The following is a 17,182-nucleotide window of genomic DNA, read 5'->3' on the forward strand; positions in this document are numbered from 1 at the left end:
CCTTCGCAGGCTAACGTGGGCGACCGGGATCGGCCGGTCCGATCAGTCCGCGGGCAGCAGCGGGCCGTGGCTGCCGACGAGCCGCACGGTGCCGTCGGCGAGCCGGTAGGAGAGCCCGGCCACCGCGCAGCGGCCGGCAGCGACCTCGTTGGCCAGCAGCGCGGAGCGCTCCAGCATCAGGTCGCCGGTGCGCTGGATGTGCACGTCCACGATGTCGTCGACCTCGGTGGCACCGCTGGCGCGGGCGGCCAGGACGCTCGGCGTCACGCGCTCCACGACGTCGCGGATGTAGCCGTTCGGCGCGGTGCCCTCGATGCACGCCTCCCGCGCGGCCGTGACGGCGCCGCAGGAGTCGTGGCCGAGGATCACGACCAGGGACGCGCCGAGCACGCCGACGCCGTACTCGATGCTGCCGAGCACCTCGGCGCCGATGACGTGACCGGCCGTGCGGACCACGAACAGGTCGCCGAGGCCCTGGTCGAAGATGATCTCCGCGGCCAGCCGCGAGTCGGAGCAGCCGAAGAGGACCGCGAAGGGGCGCTGGCCCGGCGCGAGGGAGGCGCGGTAGTCGGCGTCCTGGTTGGGGTGCAGGAACTGGTTCTCGACGAATCGCCGGTTGCCTTCCAGCATCACTTCGTAGGCGTGGGCGGGTGAAGAAGGCTGATTCGGCATGCCGAAACGCTAACGCACGCCGGTTCGAAAAAGCCCCGTCCACGTGCTCCGTATGGGCGACATCACGCAAATGTAACGCCTGATACTTTTCCTTGCGTGACAGAAGAACTTCCGACGCGCTGGCTGGTCCTCGTGGTGCGGCTGCCGGCGCAACCGTCGCGGCACCGCGTGGCGGTGTGGCGGGAGCTGCGCCGGGTCGGGGCGCTCTCGCTGGGGCAGGGCACCTGGACGCTGCCGGACGTGCCCGGCGTCGCGGCCGGGGTGGCGCGAGCGATCGAGCTCGCCGAGCGGGGTTCCGGCGAGGTCGTCGTGCTGGCAGCCACCGGGCGCGAGGAGCCTGATTCGGCGCGGCTGGAGGAGATGTTCACGGCCGAGCGGCAGGAGGAGTGGTCGGAATTCCTGGCCGACTGCGGCAAGTTCGACGCCGAGATCGACAAGGAACTGCGCAAGGGCAAGCTCACCATGGCCGAGCTCGAAGAGGAGGAGCAGAGCCTGGAGCGGCTGCGCCGCTGGCACCGCGACCTCAAGGCGCGCGACGTCTTCGGCGCCCCGGCGGCCGCCGAGGCCCAGGAGCGGCTGCAGCACTGCGCCGACCGGCTGGCCGACTACACCGAGCAGGTTTTCCAAGCGCTGCACCAGCAGTGACCGGACGCACCGCAGCGGGCGGCCCGCTGCTGGTCGCGGCGTTGTGGGTGGGCGCCCAGGCGTGTCGCTGAAGCCGGTTTTTGACCTCGCAACCAACGTCGTCGCGGCGTATCGTGGGCGAGCGGCGATTCGCTCCGGACCACAGCCGTTGCACAGTGCTGGGGCTGTTGAGCGGTTGCCGTTGATCGAGGGATGGATGCTCGCATGGTGTCCGGAGTCCGGACGGACGTGCCCCACGCGAACATCCGACAACCGGGCGGGGCCGGCATCGGTGGCCCCACCGGCTGGCGGTTTGTTCACTGGGGGTAGCCACCAGTCGAGCCGGCCGGTGGTGAGACGGGCGAGGGGGCCGCCTCACCACCGGCATTCCCGCTCCTCGCTCAGTTGACGCACGGGACGCCATCGGCGGTGATCGGCTCTGCGCCGGTGCCGGTGGCCTGCTGCCGGTGCGGGCCGTCGAGCCGCACGGCGCCGGGCGGCGCGAACCCAGGTGCGGCGGGCCCGTGGTAGTCGCTGCCGATGATCACCTGGACCCGGCCGCGGGGCAGGGATCCGTCTTCCTCGACCGGCAGGCCACCGAGCAGCGACGCGATCCGCTCGGCGGAGTCGCTGCCGTCCTGGCCGTGGCGCACGACCGATTCCGCTCGGGCGGGCGCGTTGCCGGCCTGGCTCACCGGCACGCCCCGGTTGGCGAGTTCGGTGCGCACCCGCTGGGCCAGCCCCGATGTCTTCGTCGCGTTGAGCACGTCCACCGCCGAACCGGTTTCGGCACCGGCCGTCGCGGGGTCGATCGTGCTGCTGATCGCGGCCTTCACCTTGCGGGGGTCGACCAGGACGGCGTCGCCGTCCTCCGGCGTCCGGTAGTCGGCGTCCTCGATGGGGATCGTGGTGAACCGGACCGCCCCGCCGGCCAGCCCGCGCAGCCGGTCGGCGAACGCGAGTACGTCCCAGTCCCGGTCGAGCACCACGGATTCCTGCAGCGACCCGATCAGGTCTCGCAGCCGGGCCGGGTTGGCCAGCACGCCGCCGGAGAGCACCGATCGCGTGAGCCCGGCGAGGAAGGCCTGCTGGCGCACCACGCGGTCCAGGTCGCCGCGCGGCAGGCCGTGCCGCTGGCGGACGAACGCGAGCGCGTCCGTGCCCGCGATCGTCTGCGGCCCGGCCGGGAAGTTCGCGCCGGAGTAGGTGTCCCGCGCGGGCGCCAGCAGGCACACCGGGACGCCGCCGACCGCCTCCGTGATCCGCGCGAAGCCGAGCAGGTTGACCTCGGCGTAGTGGTCGATCGACACGCCGGTCAGCTGCTCGACGGTGCGCACCAGCAGCTTGCGCCCGGCGTCGCCGCCCAGCCGCGCCAGCTCCGCGGAATCGGTGGTGCCGCGCTTGGTCTGGGCCGCGATGGCGGCCTCCTTGCCCCGGCCGTACGCGGAATTGATCTTGTGCCGGCCGAATCCGGGGATCTGCACGAACGCGTCGCGCGGGAAGGAGAAGCCGACCGCGCTGGAACCGTCGTTGGGGATGTGCAGCAGGATGATCGTGTCGGTCAGCGCCGCGTCGTTGGCGCCCGCGCGCAGCTCCCGGAGGACCTCCTCGGGCAGCGGGTTGCCGTGCGCGTCGGTCCGGCTGTCCATGCCGACCAGCAGGACATCGGTCGCCCCGTCGGCCCCGGCCCCGTCGATGACGTCACTGGTCGCGAGGCCGTCGAGCAGGTGCCGGTAGTTGGACCACGCGTATCCCGTCACCGCCAGGATCAGCACCGACATGACGGTCACCGCTGCTCGCGCACCGGCGCGGGCGCGTGCGGCCGAGCGCCGGGCCTGCGGCCGGCGGGGCGCGGCGGGTCGGCGGGCGGCTGCGCGGGCGTTGCGGTGCGGTGGCACGGTACCTCCGGCCTGTGCGCCCCTGGCGCTGTTCGAACTCCGGTGACCCCTCAAGCATCGCATTCGCCCGGGCATCCAGCAGATCATCCGATAGCGGATGATCTAGCGACGCAGGGTAACTAGCGTTTTAGTCCACTGCGGACGATGCGACCGGACACAGTGGATCGCGGGGTCAGTCGTCAGTCCTCGGTGCCACCGGAGGCGGGTTCGCCGGGCAGATCGCCCTGCCGGATGCGGTAGACCTGAAGCACCGTGCCGTAGTACTTGCTGGTTTCGCCGACCCACTCCATGCCGATGCGTTCCGCGGTGGCGATCGCGCGGGTGTTGTCCGGCCGGGCCAGCCCGAAGACCTCGTCGATGTCGAAGGTGAACGCCCAGCGCAGCAGCGCCGAGGCGGCCTCGGTGGCGAAACCGTGCCCCCAGGTCTCGGGGCGCAGCTGCCAGGTCAGCTCCAGGTCGTGGTCGTACGGCGGCAGCATCCGCAGCACCAGGCCGCCGATCACCGCGTCGTCGGACCGGCGCTGCATCGCCCACCGGCCGGTGGGCGGCACCAGGCTGGGTTGCGACTCCGTCCAGGACTGCACGACGGCGCGCATCGCGGCGAGGTCGGCGACGTTGGCGATCACCGGGGTGAGCCACTCGGTCACCTCGGGGCGGCCGTAGAGGGCGAGCGCGGCCTGCACGTCGGCGTCGCGGGTGGTCCAGTCGCGCACGATCAGCCGCTCGGTGGTCAAGGGAGGCTGCATGGCGGCCCTCGCCTTCGGCGAAGCAGGGGAGAACCTCCCGATTCTAGTTCGCGAGGTCGACCAGAGCGCATTTCGTTGATTATGCCTATTTGTTCAGTGTCAATTGAAATTAATCTCCTCGCAGGCACCTGCGGTGCCGGTTGAATCAGCCAGTGCGGACGGGTACGTCGGGTTCCGGTTCGAGTGACCGGGTCAGTGGTCGGCCGGTAGCGGCGGCAGGGTGCCGGTCGCGTCGAAGTCCCAGTCGCGGGGTTCGCCGATGGCGGCCATGTCCGGGTGGTCGGCGACCTCCTGGGCGTAGGCCTCGGAGACCTCGATGCGGGGCATCGACAGGGTGTTGCGGATGCGCACCACCCGCGCCGGGCGGTCCTCGGTGCCGCGGGACATGTGCAGCGCCGCGATGATCGCGTCCCGGTCGTTGGCCAGCGCCATCGGGATGCGCGCGCCGTCGGGCACGCCGGAGGTCAGCGAGTTGGTGTAGAACGAGCCGAACTCGATCTGGTCCACGCAGCGCTGGGTGGTCACGTCCGCCATGCCCAGGCCGCAGGCGTTGCCGTTGGTGTGCTCGGTGAGGCCGAGAACCACGATCCGCTTGACCGGCACCGCCTTGAACTTGTCCGCGTTGACCGGGGCGCGGCCGGTGATGTTCGGGTCCATGCCCGCGCCGCTGATGTCCTTGCCGATCTCGTCGACGACCAGCACGTCGATGTCCGACACCAGCAGCTTCGGCATCAGTCGCTTGGCCTCGACCAGCAGTTCCGCCTCGCGGGCCAGCAGTTTCTCGGTCGGCACCAGCTCGATCCGCGCGATGTGCTCGTAGGCGTTCTCCACCACGGCCATGCCGAACTCGATCGGCACCACGTCGAGCACCGCCTCGGCCACCGCCGGGATCAGCCGGTCGAACGCCTCGAAGCCGTGCGTGTGCAGGATCGTCGCGCCGCGGTGCTTGCCGAGACCGATGGCGATCATCTTCGCCAGGCCGCTCTCGTGGGTACCGCGGAAGTCGGTGTGCGGCTTGACCCGGCTGAGCACCACCACGCCGTCGGCCTGGGCGGCCTCGGCGTCGAAGTGCACCGGGGTGCCATCGGGCAGCTCGGCGACCACCACCGTGTCCATGGACGAGACCACCGGCGCGCCCACCGTCTCCTCGGTGATCCCGTACTCGGCGAGCACCTGACGCTGGCCCTCGGCGGTGCCGCCGCCGTGGCTGCCCATCGCGGGCACCACGAACGGCTTCGCCCCGCAGCCGGCCAGGGCGTCGACCAGGGTGGCGACGATGCGGTCGATGCGGGCCACGCCGCGGCTGCCCGCGGTGATCGCGATCCGCTTGCCGGCGACCGGGTTCGCGCGGTCGTGCTCGGCGACCTGGTCGCGGATGGCGGCTTCGAGGTCCTCGACGGCCGCCGCGGCGAACCGCTGCTCGATCGGGATCATCCTGGGGAGTTCGATGTCGGCGCCGGCCAACCGGACATTTTCGACGTTGAACATGCGGCGATCCTTCTGCGCGTTGACCGGGAGAGTGGTCTGAACAGTTGACCGCGATCTTCGCATGTGGGACGGCCCGGCGGAAGGGGCGAGCCGTAGGCTGGGCGGATGCCAGTGAAGCGCCCGAACCCCGGCTGGTGGCTGTACTACCAGTTCGGCGGCAGGCTCCCCGAGCGGTATCGCGAGTGGGTGCTGCGGGACGCCACCTGCAAGTCGTGGGTGCTGCGGGTGCTGATCCGGGGGCTGCTCCAGATCGCGCCGCTGGGCGCGGCGCTGTTCGTCGGGTTCGGCGTGCTGGGCGGGTCGTGGCCGATCGCCGGCGGCGCGCTGCTGCTGGGCGTGCTCGTGGTGGCCCGCATCGTGCTGACCAGTGCGGTGGACAACGTCGACGCGCGCCTCGTCCGCTACGGCTACCCGCCGGGCCACGGCTCCGCCGTCCGGCGGCAGCGCGACGCCGACGCCGCCGAGCGCTATCGCGCCGTGTGGCGCCAGGCGCCGCCGGACTAGCCGGGGTTGCGGACCACTGCGACCGGGCACGGCGCGTGGTGCAGGACGCCGTTGGCGACCGAGCCGAGCAGCAGCCCGGCGAAGCCGCCGCGGCCGCGGTGACCGACCACCAGCAGCTGCGCCCGCCGGGCCGCCTCGCACAGCGTCGGGACCGGGTGCTCGTTGGCCACCTCGCGGCGCACCGTGACGTCCGGGTAGTCGGCGCACCAGCCCGAGAGCTGTTCGGAGAGGTGCAGTTCGGCCCGGTTCTGGATCTCCTGGCGGTCGGGCACGGGATAGGTGCCGGCGGTGAAGTAGGCGTCCGGCAGCGCCTGCACCGCGATCAGGCCGGTGTGCCGCCGGTTCGCGGCGCCGAATGCGTAGTGCACCGCGATGCGGTTGGCCTCCGAGTTGTCGATACCGACGACGACCGGGCCCGAGGCGGCCGCGTCACCGCGCACCACGACGACCGGGCAGCGGGCGTGCGCGGCGACCGAGATGCTGATCGCGCCGAGCAGCGCGTCCCGGAACACCCCGTGCCCGCGCGATCCGACGACCAGCAGCTGGGCGCCGTCCGAGCGGCGGACCAGCTCCTCGGCGGGATGTCCGGTGGCGACCTCGTCGGTGATCGCGGCCCCGGGCCGCTCGCGGTGGCAGCGTTCGATGACGTCGCGGACCGCCTGCTTGGCGAAACCTTCCCGGGCGGGATCGTCGTTGACCACGACCAGGTGCGCCGGAACGCCCAGCCGCGCCGCCTCGGCCGCGGCCCACAGGGCGGCCTGCGCGGACGATTCCGAGCCGTCGACGCCGACCACCACCGACTGCTTTGCGCTGGTCATCGCCCATCGCCTCCTCCGCACCACTGTGCGCATCCGCCGGTGACGGCGAGTAGGGCCGATGTGCCCCGGGGCGCCCCGCCCGGGTCCTGGCCGACCAGCGCACTTAGTATCGGTTGGTGTCCGATGAGCTGAGTCCCGCAGCGATCTTCCGCGCCGGAACCCGCCTGCGGCAGGTGGTCCGCCGCACCCCGCTGGAAACGAGCAGCCGCTTGACCGGTGAACTTGGCGTCCCGGTGCGGCTCAAGCGGGAGGACCTGCAGGTCTGCCGCTCCTACAAGGTGCGCGGCGCGTACAACCTCATCTCCTCGCTGACCCCGGCCGAGCGCGAGCGCGGCGTCGTGTGCGCGAGCGCGGGCAACCACGCACAGGGCGTGGCCTTCGCCTGCCGCGAGCTGAAGATCAAGGGCCGGGTGTACCTGCCGGCGAACACGCCCCGGCAGAAGCGACGGCGGATCGCCGCGCTCGGCGGCGAATGGGTCGAGCCGGTGATCGTGGGCAGCTCCTTCGACGAGGCGAGCGCGTCGTCCAAAGAGGACAGCCAGCGCACCGGCGCGGTCTACGTGCACCCCTTCGACGATCCGCGAACCATCGCCGGACAGGGCACCGTCGGCCTGGAGATCGCCGAGCAGCACGACGGCCCGATCGACACCGTGATCGTGCCGGTCGGCGGCGGCGGTCTGCTGGCGGGCGTGGTGCTGTGGCTCAAGGAGCACTTCCCCGAGGTCCGGGTGGTCGGGGCGGAGCCGGCCGGTGCGGCGAGCATGCGCGCCGCGCTGGATCACGGCGGGCCGGTCGCGCTGCCGTCGGTGGACACCTTCGTCGACGGTGCCGCGGTCGGGCGCGTCGGCGACACCGGGTTCCAGGTGGTGCGGGAGCTGGTCGACGAGCTGGTGGCGGTGCCCGAGGGCGCGGTGTGCACCGAGATGATCGAGCTCTACCAGACCGAGGGCATCATCGCCGAGCCCGCCGGTGCGCTGGCCAGCGCGGCGGCCCGGCTGCCGCTGGAGCGCCCGGTCCGCGGCCCGGTGGTGTGCGTGGTCTCCGGCGGCAACAACGACCTCAGCCGTTACGGCGAGGTCGTCGAGCGCTCGCTGGTGCACGAGGGCCTGCGGCACTACTTCCTGGTCACCTTCCCGCAGGAACCGGGCGCGTTGCGGCACTTCCTCGACGACGTCCTCGACGACGGCCAGGACATCGTCGCGTTCGAGTACGTGAAGAAGAACAACAGGGAGACCGGCCCGGCACTGGTCGGCATCGAGCTCGACCGCGCCGACGAGCTGGACGGCCTGCTGAAGCGGATGAAGGAATCCCCGCTGCAGATCGAGCAGGTCCCACCAGGCTCCCCGCTGTTCTCCTTCCTCATCTGACTGTGGAATTCCAGACTCGTCTTGCGCGGTGGCAGATCAGGGCAGGTTGAGGACGAAGCCGAACGTGGCGATCTTGCCCTTCGGGCCGTCCTGGACCGCCATCAGCAGCGCCGGGTCGAAGATCTGGTCCCAGTTGTTGCCGGGCTCGCCGGGGAAGTAGAGCTGCGTGGTGAGGATCGGCTGGTTCGGAGCAAGCGCCGCTGAGGCGCCCGGCCGTGTCAGGAGCATTCGGGCGCCGTCGCCGGCAGGTGAATGGTGAACGTGGTGCCCACGCCGACGGTGCTGCGGACCGCGATGCGGCCACCGTGCACGTCCACGAGGTGGTGCGTGATGGCCAGGCCGAGGCCGCTGCCGCCGCCGTGCCGGTTGCGGGACTTCTCCGCCCGCCAGAAGCGGTCGAACACGTGCGGCAGGGCGGCCGCGGCGATGCCGACGCCGGTGTCGGCCACCTCGATGGCCACCTGGTCGCCCGCGCGCCGCGCCCGCAACGCGACCTGGCCGCCGGATGGTGTGTAGCGCAACGCGTTCGACACCAGGTTGCCCAGCGCTTGCCGCAGCCGGGTCGGGTCGGCGGTGAGGTCGGGGTCGTCGTCGACGATCACGACCAGCGCGACGCCGCCCGCATCGGCCCGGCCCCGGTGCGCCGCGGCGACCTGCTCCAGCAGCGCGCCGACGTGCACGGGCTCGGGGTACACGCGGAGCTTCCCGGCGTCGGCCAGCGCGAGGTCCTGCAGGTCGTCGATCAGGTGCTGCAGGAGCAGGGTTTCCTCCAGCAGCGAGGCCACCAGCGGTTGGTCCAGGGTGGCGACGCCGTCCTGCGCGGCCTCCAGCCAGCCGCGGACGTTCACCAGCGGCGTGCGCAGTTCGTGCGCGATATCGCTGACCATCGTCTTGCGTTGCTGTTCGGTGCGCTCGACCTGCTCCGACATCGCGTTGAACGCGGCCGCCAGCTCGCCGATCTCGCCGCGCGCGCTCGTGCTCACCCGGGCCGACCGGTCGCCGCCGCCCATCCGCCGGGCCGCGGTGGTGATCGCGTCGATCGGGCGGACCAGGCGGCTGGCGGCGAGCGCGGTCATGCCGACGGTCAGCACCAGCACCACCAGCGCGGTCCACGCGATCCGCGCAGTGCCCACAGTGGACAGATCGGTCGCGGCGTGATTCCCGCCGGGCTTGGTGATGAACAGGTGCGCGGCGGGGGAGACGTAGGAGCCGAGCTGTTCCCGGCGTCCGGAGTCCACGCAGCGCTTGGCGCCCGGATCGGTGCGGAGTTCCTCCGGTGAGGTCACCGCCGCAGACTGGGCGGGCAGCGGATCGAGCCCCTGCCGGGCCAGGCACGCGTTGACCAGGGCGAGCAGTTCGGCGCCGGCCTTGCGCTCGGTTTCGGCCGCCTGCTGCGGCTCGGAACACCGCCTCTTCGGGGCGCCGGGCGCGACGGCGGTGGACGGCTCCGGTGCGGGCGGCGTCGACGACACCGGGGTCGCCTCGTCGCTCGGGACGAGCTGGACGACCGGGCGGCCGTTGGGGCGGACGACGATCACGCCTTCTTCGCCGAACTGGCGGTAGCAACCGAGCTCCCGCTGCGCGGCCTTGCCCAGTTCCTGGCTCTCCGCGGCGGTCAGCCGGTACGGGCCGACGGCGCGCGGATCGATGCCCGAGGCCGCCGCATCGGGTTTGAGCACCTGGTCGACCGCGAGCGGATCCACCACCGCGGACGGGGTTTGCGGCAGCTGGGCGTCCTGCGGCCCGCCGGAGTCGGCGATCGGCATCCGCGACGTGGTCGTCAGCGTGATGCGCCGCCCGGTCTGCGCGGCCAGGTCCGCCACCACTTGCTGGACCCCGGACCACTGCGGATTCGCGGCCGCGTAGCCGAGCAGCGAATCGTAGATCTTGGCGTCGGTGGCCAGGGTTTCGCCGAGTTCCTGGTTGATCGCCCCGCTGGTGCTCTGCGCGGCCAGCCACGCAGTGGCGCCGATGGAACAGCCGGCCACCACCACCGACATCGCCAGCAGCCGGGCGAGCAGGCTATGCCGGCGTGCCATCGGCGGCGCTGTCCTGGAGCTTGTACCCGACGCCGTACACGGTGAGCAGGTGGATCGGTCGCCGGGGATCGGGTTCGAGCTTGCGGCGCAGGTTCATCACGTGCACGTCGATGGTGCGCTCGGTGATGAACTTGTCCATGCCGAACGCCTGGCTGAGCAGCTGGCCGCGGGTGAAGACGCGGCCGGGCTCCGCGGCCAGCACCGCGAGCATCCGGAACTCTGCGGGAGTGCAGTCCAGCGGCGTGCCGCCGAAGGTGATCTCGTGGCGCTGCTGGTCCACCACCAGATCGCCGACGCGCAACGGCTGCTCGCCGTTGTCCTGGCTGCGGCGGACGCGGCGCAGGATCGCGCGGATGCGGGCGGCGAGCTGGCGCGGGCTGTAGGGCTTGGTCACGTAGTCGTCGGCGCCGAGGTCCAGCCCGAGCAGCACGTCCTCCTCGGTGGTCCGCGCGGTGAGCAGCACGATCGGGACGTCCGATTCGGCCCGCAGGATGCGGCACACGTCCAGGCCGTCGACCTTGGGCATCATCACGTCGAGCACGATCAGATCGGGCGCGCGTCGCCGCGCCTCGTCGATCGCCGCACGCCCGTCGTGCACGACCACCACGCGGTGGTTGTCGTGCTCCAGATATCGCCGGATCAACTCGGCCTGCTTCGGGTCGTCCTCCGCGACCAGCACCTGTGCGCTCACATCGCGCATTATCGCTTTCCGCCGGTGCAGCGGGTGATCCGCCACCGGATCTTGACCACGGCTGAACAGGATCTTCACATTTCGGCGCCCCGACCCGGAATCGAACAGGTTCTTCACATCGATCAGACGGGATCTTGAAAAGGCCGCAGCATTCTGGTCCTCGTCCGGGACTCCGGGCGAACAGTCGAATGGAAGGACGCGATCGATGAAGCTTGGTCGTACGTGCGCGGCAGCTGCGCTCCTCGGTGCGGCGGCGCTGCCGCTGGCGGCGCCGGTCAGCTGGGCAGACGGGCCGGGCACCGCGCCGGTGCGCGAGCAGCAGGCCCCGGAAGCTCCCCGGGCCGAGCAGCCGAGGGAGTCGGCCCCGGTCGAGCCGCGGCAGGAGACGACCCCGGCCGCGCCGGTGCCGAGGGAGTCGACCCCGGCCGTGCCGAATCCGGCGACCGGCGACCAGGTGCGGCAGCGCCCGGTGGGCGCGCCGGAAACCGGTGGCGGGCCGGTGGAGTCGGGCTTCGACCCGGCGGTCCTCGGCGGTGCCGCCGCGGCCGTCGCGGTGGCGGGCGGCGGGGCCGCGCTGGTGCTGCGCCGTCGACGCGCATCCGCATGAGCGTGCATCCCCGGGCACGGGGGAGCCGGGGTGGTCGCGGCACAGCCGCGGCCGCCCTGGCCCTCGCGGCCCTGGCGCTGACCGGTTGTTCCGCCGACGGGCAGTCCATCGACCTCGTCGCGCCCGCTTCGGCTCCGGTGCAGGAATCGCCTGCGGTGCCGCGATCGGAACCGGCGTGGATCGAGATACCCCGGATCGGCGCGCGGTCGTCGCTGGTCCCGCTGGGGCTCAACCCGGACCGGACGATCGAGGTCCCGTCCGTGCACCAGCCGATGCAGGCCGGTTGGTACCAGTACGGCCCCACGCCGGGCGAAACGGGACCGGCGGTGGTCCTCGGGCACGTCAACGGCGATGGCCAGGACGGGATCTTCGCGCGACTGCGCGAACTGCGGCCTGGCGACGAGATCCTCATCGGCCGCCAGGACGGGCGGGTCGCCAGGTTCGTCGTGGACCGCATGGCGCAGCCGCCGAAGACCGGGTTCCCCGCCGACGAGGTGTACGGCGACACCGCAGGCCCGGAGTTGCGGCTGATCACCTGCGGTGGCTCGTTCGACCACTCGGCGCGCAGCTACCGCGACAACATCATCGCTTTCGCCGCCCTGACCGGACTGGTCCGCTGAGGACCGTCCACTTCGGTCACGAAGGCTGGATCCCGGTGTTCAGCAGCATCGCGACGTCGAGCATGGCGACGAGGACGACCGCGTGGAAGGCGGTGCGGGAGCCGGGGCGGCGGCCCAGCAGGAGACCGGCGCCGAGCACGGCCGCCGCCAGCGGCAGGACCACCCAGCTGGAAACGCCCGCCAGCACCGCCGACGCGGCGAGTACCAGAAGGGCCGCCGCCGCAGTGCTTTTCGCCGCGCCGAGACGGTGCGGCAGGCCGCGGACGCCGGTGGCCGCGTCGTCGGCCAGGTCCGGCAGCGCGTTCACGAAGTGCGCGGCCGATCCGAGCAGCGCTGCGGCGAGCATGAGCCGCGCCGGCGGGGGACCGGCGCCGCCCAACGCCACGAACGCGGGCAGCAGGCCGAACGACACGGCGTAGGGCAGCACCGAAAGCGGGCCGGCCTTCACGCCGAGGTCGTAAGCCCACGCCGAGACCAGGGCGACGAGGTGGACGGCCGTCGCGGCGATACCGAACGGCAGCGACAGCACCACGGCCGCGGGCGCCGACACCAGCACCGCGATCAGCACTGTCCGTCGCGAGACCTCCCCGGCCGCCACCGGCTTGCCCTGCCGCCGGACCCGGGCATCCCGGTCGGCATCCACCAGGTCGTTGAGCCACCCGACGGACAGCTGCCCGGCCAGCACCGCTGCGGCCGTCAGGAGCACGCCGCCCGCATCGCGCCCGGTGGTGGCCGCGAGCCCGGCGGCGATCGCGGTGACCGCCACCGCCGGCCCCGGATGCGAGGCCCGGAGCAGCGAGGACGCCGTTGCGAAGTGCCGCACCCGGCCGAGTGTGCCAGCCTGGAGCGCATGGCACGCTCCGGCCGGACTGTGCGGCGCAACGATCCTTTGCTGTACGAGGTTTTCGCCGACCAGTGGTGGCAGCCGCGCGGCGTCTTCGCGATGTTGCACTGGCTCGCCGCCGCGCGCGGCGCACTGGTTCCCACCGCCGCCCGAACCGGCGCGGTGCTGGTGGATCTCGGCTGCGGGGCGGGCCTGCTGGCCCCGCACGTGGCGGGCAAGGGATACCGGCACATCGGCGTGGACCGGTCGCGGACCGCGTTGCGGCAGGCCGCGGAGCACGGCGTGCAGCCCGTCGTCGGCGACGTCCTCGCGATTCCGCTGCCGGACGGGTGCGCGGACTGCGTGGTGGCCGGGGAGGTGCTGGAGCACGTGACCGATCTGCCCGCCGCGGTGGCGGAGGCCTGCCGGGTGCTGCGGGCCGGGGGCCTGCTGTTGCTGGACACCCTCGCGGCGACGGCCCTGTGCCGGGTGGTGGCGATCGGGATCGCCGAACGCCTGGCGGTGCGCGGCGTGCACGATCCAGCGTTGCTGGTCGATCGCGCCGAGCTGATCGCCGAGGCGGCCCGGCACGGCGTCGCGCTGCGGCTGCGCGGCGTGCGCCCGTCGTGGCTGGACCTGCTGGCCTGGGCCGTCGGCTGCGATGGAGGTGTCCGGATGCTCCCGTTCTCCTCCACCGCCGTGCTGTTCCAGGGCATCGGCCGGAAGAAGGGGTGAAAGTCGTTGTCGCTGTTCGTGGAACCGTCTTCGCCGGCCGCCGCGCACGAGGCGGTGCGCGACCTGGTGCCGCGCATCGCCGCGCGTGCCGGGCACTACGACGCCGAAGGTGCCTTTCCCCGCGAGGATTTCGCCGATCTGCGCGCCCGCCGGCTGCTGGGCCTCATGGTTCCCGTGGAACTGGGCGGTTTCGGCGCGTCGTTCGCCGACTACGCCGCGGTCGCGACCGAACTGGCCGCCGGCGCCGGCTCCACGGCGCTGATCTTCAACATGCACGCCTCCGTCACCGGCGCGCTCGCGCACACACCCGAAGAACTGCTGCGGCAGCTGGGCGCGCCGGAGAGCTGTTTCGCCGCGCGGGACAGGCTGCTCTCAGCGGCCGCCGACGGGGCGCTCTACTCGGTGGCGATGAGCGAACGCGGCACGGGCTCGCGGCTTTCACGCACCACCGCGGAGTTCCGCCGCCGCGACGGCGGTTACCGCATCACCGGCAGCAAGGCGTTCGTCTCCGGTGCCGGTCACGCGGACGCGTACCTGGTCACCGCCAAGGACGCCGACGCCGCCGAGCCGAAGGTGTCCTACTTCCTGGTTCCGGCCGACGAGGGCATCCAGGTGGAGCCGACCTGGGATTCGCTGGGCATGCGCGCCACCGGTAGCCACGACGTGCACTTCGAGGTGTCGGTGGGCGCCGACGCGCTGCTGGGCGGGATCGAGGGGATCACGCTGCTGGTCGCGCAGGTGATGCCGCAATGGCTCGTCGCGTCGTACGCCGCCGTCTACGTCGGCGTGGCGCGGTCGGCGCTGCGCGAAGGCGGCGCGCACCTGCGCGAACGCGGGCTGCACACCCTGCCGGCCGTACGGTCCCGGATGGGCCGGGCGGATGCGGCGGTCGCCGCGGCCGACGCCGTGGTGCGGGAGGCCTCGCGGAGGGTGGCGCAGCGGCCGGGGGAGCCGGAGACGAACCGCTGGGTGTGGCGGGCGAAGCTGATCGCGGGCGACACCGCCGCCGCGGTGGCCTCGTCGGTGCTGGAGGCGGCCGGGGCGTCGGCGACGCGGCGTGGCCACTCGCTGGAGCGGATCTACCGCGATGCCCGCTGCGGCGCGCTGCAACCGGCGACCTCCGACGTCTGCGCCGATTGGCTCGGCGTGGCCGCACTGGGCGGCGACCCCGACGACGAGACCGAGTCGCCCCGTTGGTGACGCCGCTGATCGCCGGATTGGGCTCGGCGCTGCCGGACACAGCCGAGCAGCAGTCGCTGTGGGACGGCTTCTTCCGGGAGCACTTCCGCGGCAGCCGCCTCGCCCGGCGGGTGTTCGCCGGAGCCGGGGTGCGGCGCAGGCACACCGTCGCCAATCCGATCAAGGAAGACCTCTCCGGCTGGTCCACGGCGGCCCGGATGCGCCGCTTCGACGAGGAAGCCCCGCGGCTGGGGCACCAGGCCGTCGCCGCGGCGCTGGACGACGCCGGGATCGGCGCCGACGAGATCGGCCTGCTCACCGTCGCCACCTGCACCGGCTACGGCACACCAGGCCTGGACATCAAGCTCGCCGGATCCCTCGGACTGCGCCCCGACCTGCGGCGGCTGTTCGTCGGGCACATGGGCTGCTACGCGGCGCTGCCCGCGCTGGGCGGCGTCGCGGATTTCGTCGCGGCGCACGGCCGTGCGGCGGTGCTGCTCTGCCTGGAGCTGACCTCGCTGCACATCCAGCCGCCGACCGACGACCCGCAGCAGGTCGTCTCGCACGCGCTCTTCGGCGATGCGGCGGTGGCGGCGGTCCTGCACCCGGCGGCGGCCGGGCTCGAGGTCGTCGACATCGCCGCCTTCACCGACGACACCGCGAGCTCGCACATGACCTGGGAGATCACCGATCTCGGCTTCCGGATGGGGCTTTCGCCGCAGGTGCCGGAGGTGCTGGCCCGGCACCTCGGCCCGGTGCTCGACGACCTGCTCGGCCGCAACGGCTTGCGGAGCGCCGACGTCCAGGGCTGGGCGGTGCACCCGGGCGGTCCGCGCATCCTCGACACCGTCGAGGACACCCTCGGGCTCCCGCCTGCCGCGTTGCAACCGTCGCGCGAAGTACTCGCCGAGCACGGCAATTGCTCGTCCGCGACGCTGCTGCTGGTCCTGGAGGAACTCCTGGCCGGCGGGCTCCGCGACGGGAACCACGTCGTCGCGCTGGCCTTCGGCCCAGGCCTGACGCTTTACGCCGCGCTGCTGAGAGCCATCCTGTAATCATGGAAACCGAACCACTCACACCGGTCGCGCCGCATCGGGTGCGCTGCTCGTTCAGCGAGCAAGGTTGGAGCGACGTCGTGTTCGCGCACTGGCCTTGCGCGGAACGGGACATCGCGCCGCTGCTGCCGCCGCGCACCCGGCCCGACCTGTTCGACGGCACGGCCTGGGTCGGCGTGGTCGGCCTGGGGATGTCGGTGCGCAGCCCGCTGCCTGCGCGGTTCGCCGAGCTCAACGTGCGGACCTTCGCCGTCGACGAGCGCGGCCGCCGCGGCCTGGTGTTCTTCTCCCTGGAGGCGTCGCATCCGGGTTTCGTCCGCGTGGCCAGGGCGGTCGGCCGCCTGCCGTACCGTTCGGCGGCGGTCGAGTGCACCAAGACGGCGACCGAAACCGCTTACCGCGTCGAGCGATCCGGCGTCGGCCTGGGGCTGCGCGTCCGGCGCGGCGGCCGTATCGCGCCGACCGGTCTGGACCGGTTCCTGACCGAGCGCTGGCGGATGTTTTCGACCTGGTACCGCTGGCCCATCGAGGTTCCGGTGGCGCACGAGCCCTGGGCCCTGGATTCCGCTGAACTGCTGGACTTCACCGACGCCGGGCTGCTCGCCGAGTTCGGGCTGGCGCCGCCGAGCCGGCCCGTCGTCCGGTTCGCGTCCAGAGTGGACGCCCGGTTCGGCCTGCCGGCGCCGTTGTGACACGGCGGGCCCGGCTCCGAGTGGAGCGCGGGCCCGCCGGTTCAGGGGAAAAGCCGCTGGAAGCGATCACTCGCCGCCGACGTTGAGGTCGACGCAGGCGTAGAAGGCGTTCGCCGTGTCGGCGACGTTCCAGACCGCCAGCACCTTCTGCTTGCCGCTGACGCCGCCGAGGTCGACGGTGTGCGACAGCTGCGACGGCGGCTGCTGGCCGCCCTGGTCGAACACGGCGACGCGGTTGCCGCCGATGAAGTACTCCCAGGTCGAGGTGCGGTGCGCGGCGGTGAGCGTCCAGTTGAAGGTGACGGAGTTGCCGACCGGCGTCGCGGTCCAGCCCTTGCCGTCGTCGTCGAGCTCCGCGAAGCCCGCGTTGCCACCGCTGCAGCTGGTCAGGCCCTTCGGGCCCTCGACGCTCTGCGGCTCGTACTTGATGGCGCCGCACGGGACGGTGCCCTGGGCGCACTGGGCCTGCCGGCTCGGCGGCGAGTCGATGTAGCCGTGCGCGCTGGCGGTGCTGGTGGGGATCGCGACGAGAGCGGGGGCGAGCGCCGCGCCGACGATGGCTGCGGCGAGTTTCGGCTTCTTGTTCATCTCAGCTCCTTCGGAGGAAACCGCCTGGTCCGGAGG

General features: G+C 72.4%; 18 protein-coding genes and 1 pseudogene. 9 read left to right on the forward strand and 10 right to left on the reverse strand.

Going from position 1 to position 17,182, the window contains the following annotated elements; all coding sequences use genetic code 11:
* Positions 1–42: 42 nt before the first annotated feature.
* Positions 43–672: a carbonic anhydrase gene (locus tag BLW84_RS34120; protein ID WP_093274051.1), complete on the reverse strand. Its 630-nt coding sequence runs from the start codon at positions 670–672 to the stop codon at positions 43–45.
* 96 nt (positions 673–768) lie between these two features.
* Between BLW84_RS34120 and BLW84_RS34125 the strand changes: the two genes are divergently transcribed.
* Positions 769–1,317: a Chromate resistance protein ChrB gene (locus tag BLW84_RS34125; protein WP_093274053.1), complete on the forward strand. Its 549-nt coding sequence runs from the start codon at positions 769–771 to the stop codon at positions 1,315–1,317.
* Between the two features lie 380 nt (positions 1,318–1,697).
* Here BLW84_RS34125 and BLW84_RS34130 read toward each other — a convergent pair whose 3' ends face one another.
* The 3 genes from BLW84_RS34130 to BLW84_RS34140 form a co-directional block, all read right to left on the reverse strand.
* Positions 1,698–3,194, reverse strand: a complete 1,497-nt coding sequence (locus BLW84_RS34130; protein ID WP_093274055.1) for an LCP family protein — start codon at positions 3,192–3,194, stop codon at positions 1,698–1,700.
* Between the two features lie 179 nt (positions 3,195–3,373).
* Positions 3,374–3,940, reverse strand: a complete 567-nt coding sequence (locus tag BLW84_RS34135; RefSeq protein WP_093274057.1) for a GNAT family N-acetyltransferase — start codon at positions 3,938–3,940, stop codon at positions 3,374–3,376.
* A 192-nt stretch (positions 3,941–4,132) separates the two neighbouring features.
* Entirely contained in the window at positions 4,133–5,428 is a 1,296-nt protein-coding gene (locus BLW84_RS34140; protein WP_177226840.1) for a nickel pincer cofactor-dependent isomerase, group 22, read from the reverse strand.
* Positions 5,429–5,533: 105 nt separating this feature from the next.
* Here BLW84_RS34140 and BLW84_RS34145 point away from each other — a divergent pair, with 105 nt between their 5' ends.
* Entirely contained in the window at positions 5,534–5,932 is a 399-nt protein-coding gene (locus BLW84_RS34145) for a DUF5313 family protein (RefSeq protein WP_093274063.1), read from the forward strand.
* On the opposite strand, the gene BLW84_RS34150 is transcribed toward BLW84_RS34145, so the two are convergent.
* Positions 5,929–6,750, reverse strand: coding sequence for a universal stress protein (locus BLW84_RS34150; RefSeq protein WP_093274066.1), 822 nt, complete (start codon positions 6,748–6,750; stop codon positions 5,929–5,931). The genes BLW84_RS34145 and BLW84_RS34150 overlap by 4 nt on opposite strands.
* Before the next feature lie 113 nt (positions 6,751–6,863).
* Here BLW84_RS34150 and ilvA point away from each other — a divergent pair, with 113 nt between their 5' ends.
* Positions 6,864–8,117 carry a threonine ammonia-lyase IlvA gene (ilvA, locus tag BLW84_RS34155; protein WP_093274067.1) on the forward strand — a complete coding sequence of 418 codons (1,254 nt, stop codon included), beginning with the start codon at positions 6,864–6,866 and terminating at the stop codon, positions 8,115–8,117.
* A gap of 36 nt (positions 8,118–8,153) precedes the next feature.
* Here the strand turns inward: ilvA and BLW84_RS34160 are convergent.
* From BLW84_RS34160 to BLW84_RS34170, 3 genes and pseudogenes are all read right to left on the reverse strand, one after another.
* Positions 8,154–8,309 (reverse strand): annotated as a pseudogene (locus BLW84_RS34160) (dioxygenase family protein); the annotation flags it as partial.
* Between the two features lie 26 nt (positions 8,310–8,335).
* Positions 8,336–10,156 (reverse strand): sensor histidine kinase, encoded by a 1,821-nt coding sequence (locus tag BLW84_RS34165; protein WP_093274069.1) that lies wholly within the window; start codon positions 10,154–10,156, stop codon positions 8,336–8,338.
* Positions 10,140–10,847: a response regulator transcription factor gene (locus tag BLW84_RS34170; RefSeq protein ID WP_218157585.1), complete on the reverse strand. Its 708-nt coding sequence runs from the start codon at positions 10,845–10,847 to the stop codon at positions 10,140–10,142. Before BLW84_RS34170 ends, BLW84_RS34165 begins: the two co-directional genes overlap by 17 nt.
* Positions 10,848–11,052: 205 nt before the next feature.
* On the opposite strand from BLW84_RS34170, the gene BLW84_RS34175 reads away from it, so the two are divergent.
* Positions 11,053–11,454, forward strand: a complete 402-nt coding sequence (locus BLW84_RS34175) for a hypothetical protein (RefSeq protein WP_093274071.1) — start codon at positions 11,053–11,055, stop codon at positions 11,452–11,454.
* The gene (locus tag BLW84_RS34180; RefSeq protein WP_093274073.1) at positions 11,451–12,074 is read left to right on the forward strand and encodes a class F sortase; all 624 of its coding nucleotides are present in this window, start codon (positions 11,451–11,453) and stop codon (positions 12,072–12,074) included. Before BLW84_RS34175 ends, BLW84_RS34180 begins: the two co-directional genes overlap by 4 nt.
* 16 nt (positions 12,075–12,090) lie before the next feature.
* Here the strand turns inward: BLW84_RS34180 and BLW84_RS34185 are convergent, their stop codons facing one another.
* The gene (locus BLW84_RS34185; RefSeq protein ID WP_093274076.1) at positions 12,091–12,897 is read right to left on the reverse strand and encodes a UbiA family prenyltransferase; all 807 of its coding nucleotides are present in this window, start codon (positions 12,895–12,897) and stop codon (positions 12,091–12,093) included.
* A gap of 27 nt (positions 12,898–12,924) precedes the next feature.
* Between BLW84_RS34185 and BLW84_RS34190 the strand changes: the two genes are divergently transcribed.
* Genes BLW84_RS34190 through BLW84_RS34205 form a run of 4 tightly spaced genes read left to right on the forward strand, consistent with a single transcriptional unit; the run spans position 12,925 to position 16,558 of the window.
* Complete coding sequence (locus BLW84_RS34190) at positions 12,925–13,632, forward strand: class I SAM-dependent methyltransferase (RefSeq protein WP_093274080.1); 708 nt, start codon at positions 12,925–12,927, stop codon at positions 13,630–13,632.
* 6 nt (positions 13,633–13,638) lie between these two features.
* Positions 13,639–14,832: an acyl-CoA dehydrogenase family protein gene (locus BLW84_RS34195; RefSeq protein ID WP_093274083.1), complete on the forward strand. Its 1,194-nt coding sequence runs from the start codon at positions 13,639–13,641 to the stop codon at positions 14,830–14,832.
* Positions 14,829–15,866, forward strand: coding sequence for a type III polyketide synthase (locus tag BLW84_RS34200; RefSeq protein ID WP_093274087.1), 1,038 nt, complete (start codon positions 14,829–14,831; stop codon positions 15,864–15,866). Before BLW84_RS34195 ends, BLW84_RS34200 begins: the two co-directional genes overlap by 4 nt.
* Positions 15,867–15,868: 2 nt before the next feature.
* Positions 15,869–16,558 (forward strand): YqjF family protein, encoded by a 690-nt coding sequence (locus BLW84_RS34205; RefSeq protein WP_093274090.1) that lies wholly within the window; start codon positions 15,869–15,871, stop codon positions 16,556–16,558.
* 66 nt (positions 16,559–16,624) lie between these two features.
* On the opposite strand, the gene BLW84_RS34210 is transcribed toward BLW84_RS34205, so the two are convergent.
* A complete protein-coding gene (locus tag BLW84_RS34210; RefSeq protein WP_093274092.1) occupies positions 16,625–17,146 on the reverse strand; it encodes a lytic polysaccharide monooxygenase auxiliary activity family 9 protein in 522 nt (173 codons plus the stop codon).
* Positions 17,147–17,182 lie beyond the last annotated feature (36 nt).

This window comes from Saccharopolyspora shandongensis, assembly GCF_900106995.1.
Lineage (GTDB): Bacteria > Actinomycetota > Actinomycetes > Mycobacteriales > Pseudonocardiaceae > Saccharopolyspora > Saccharopolyspora shandongensis.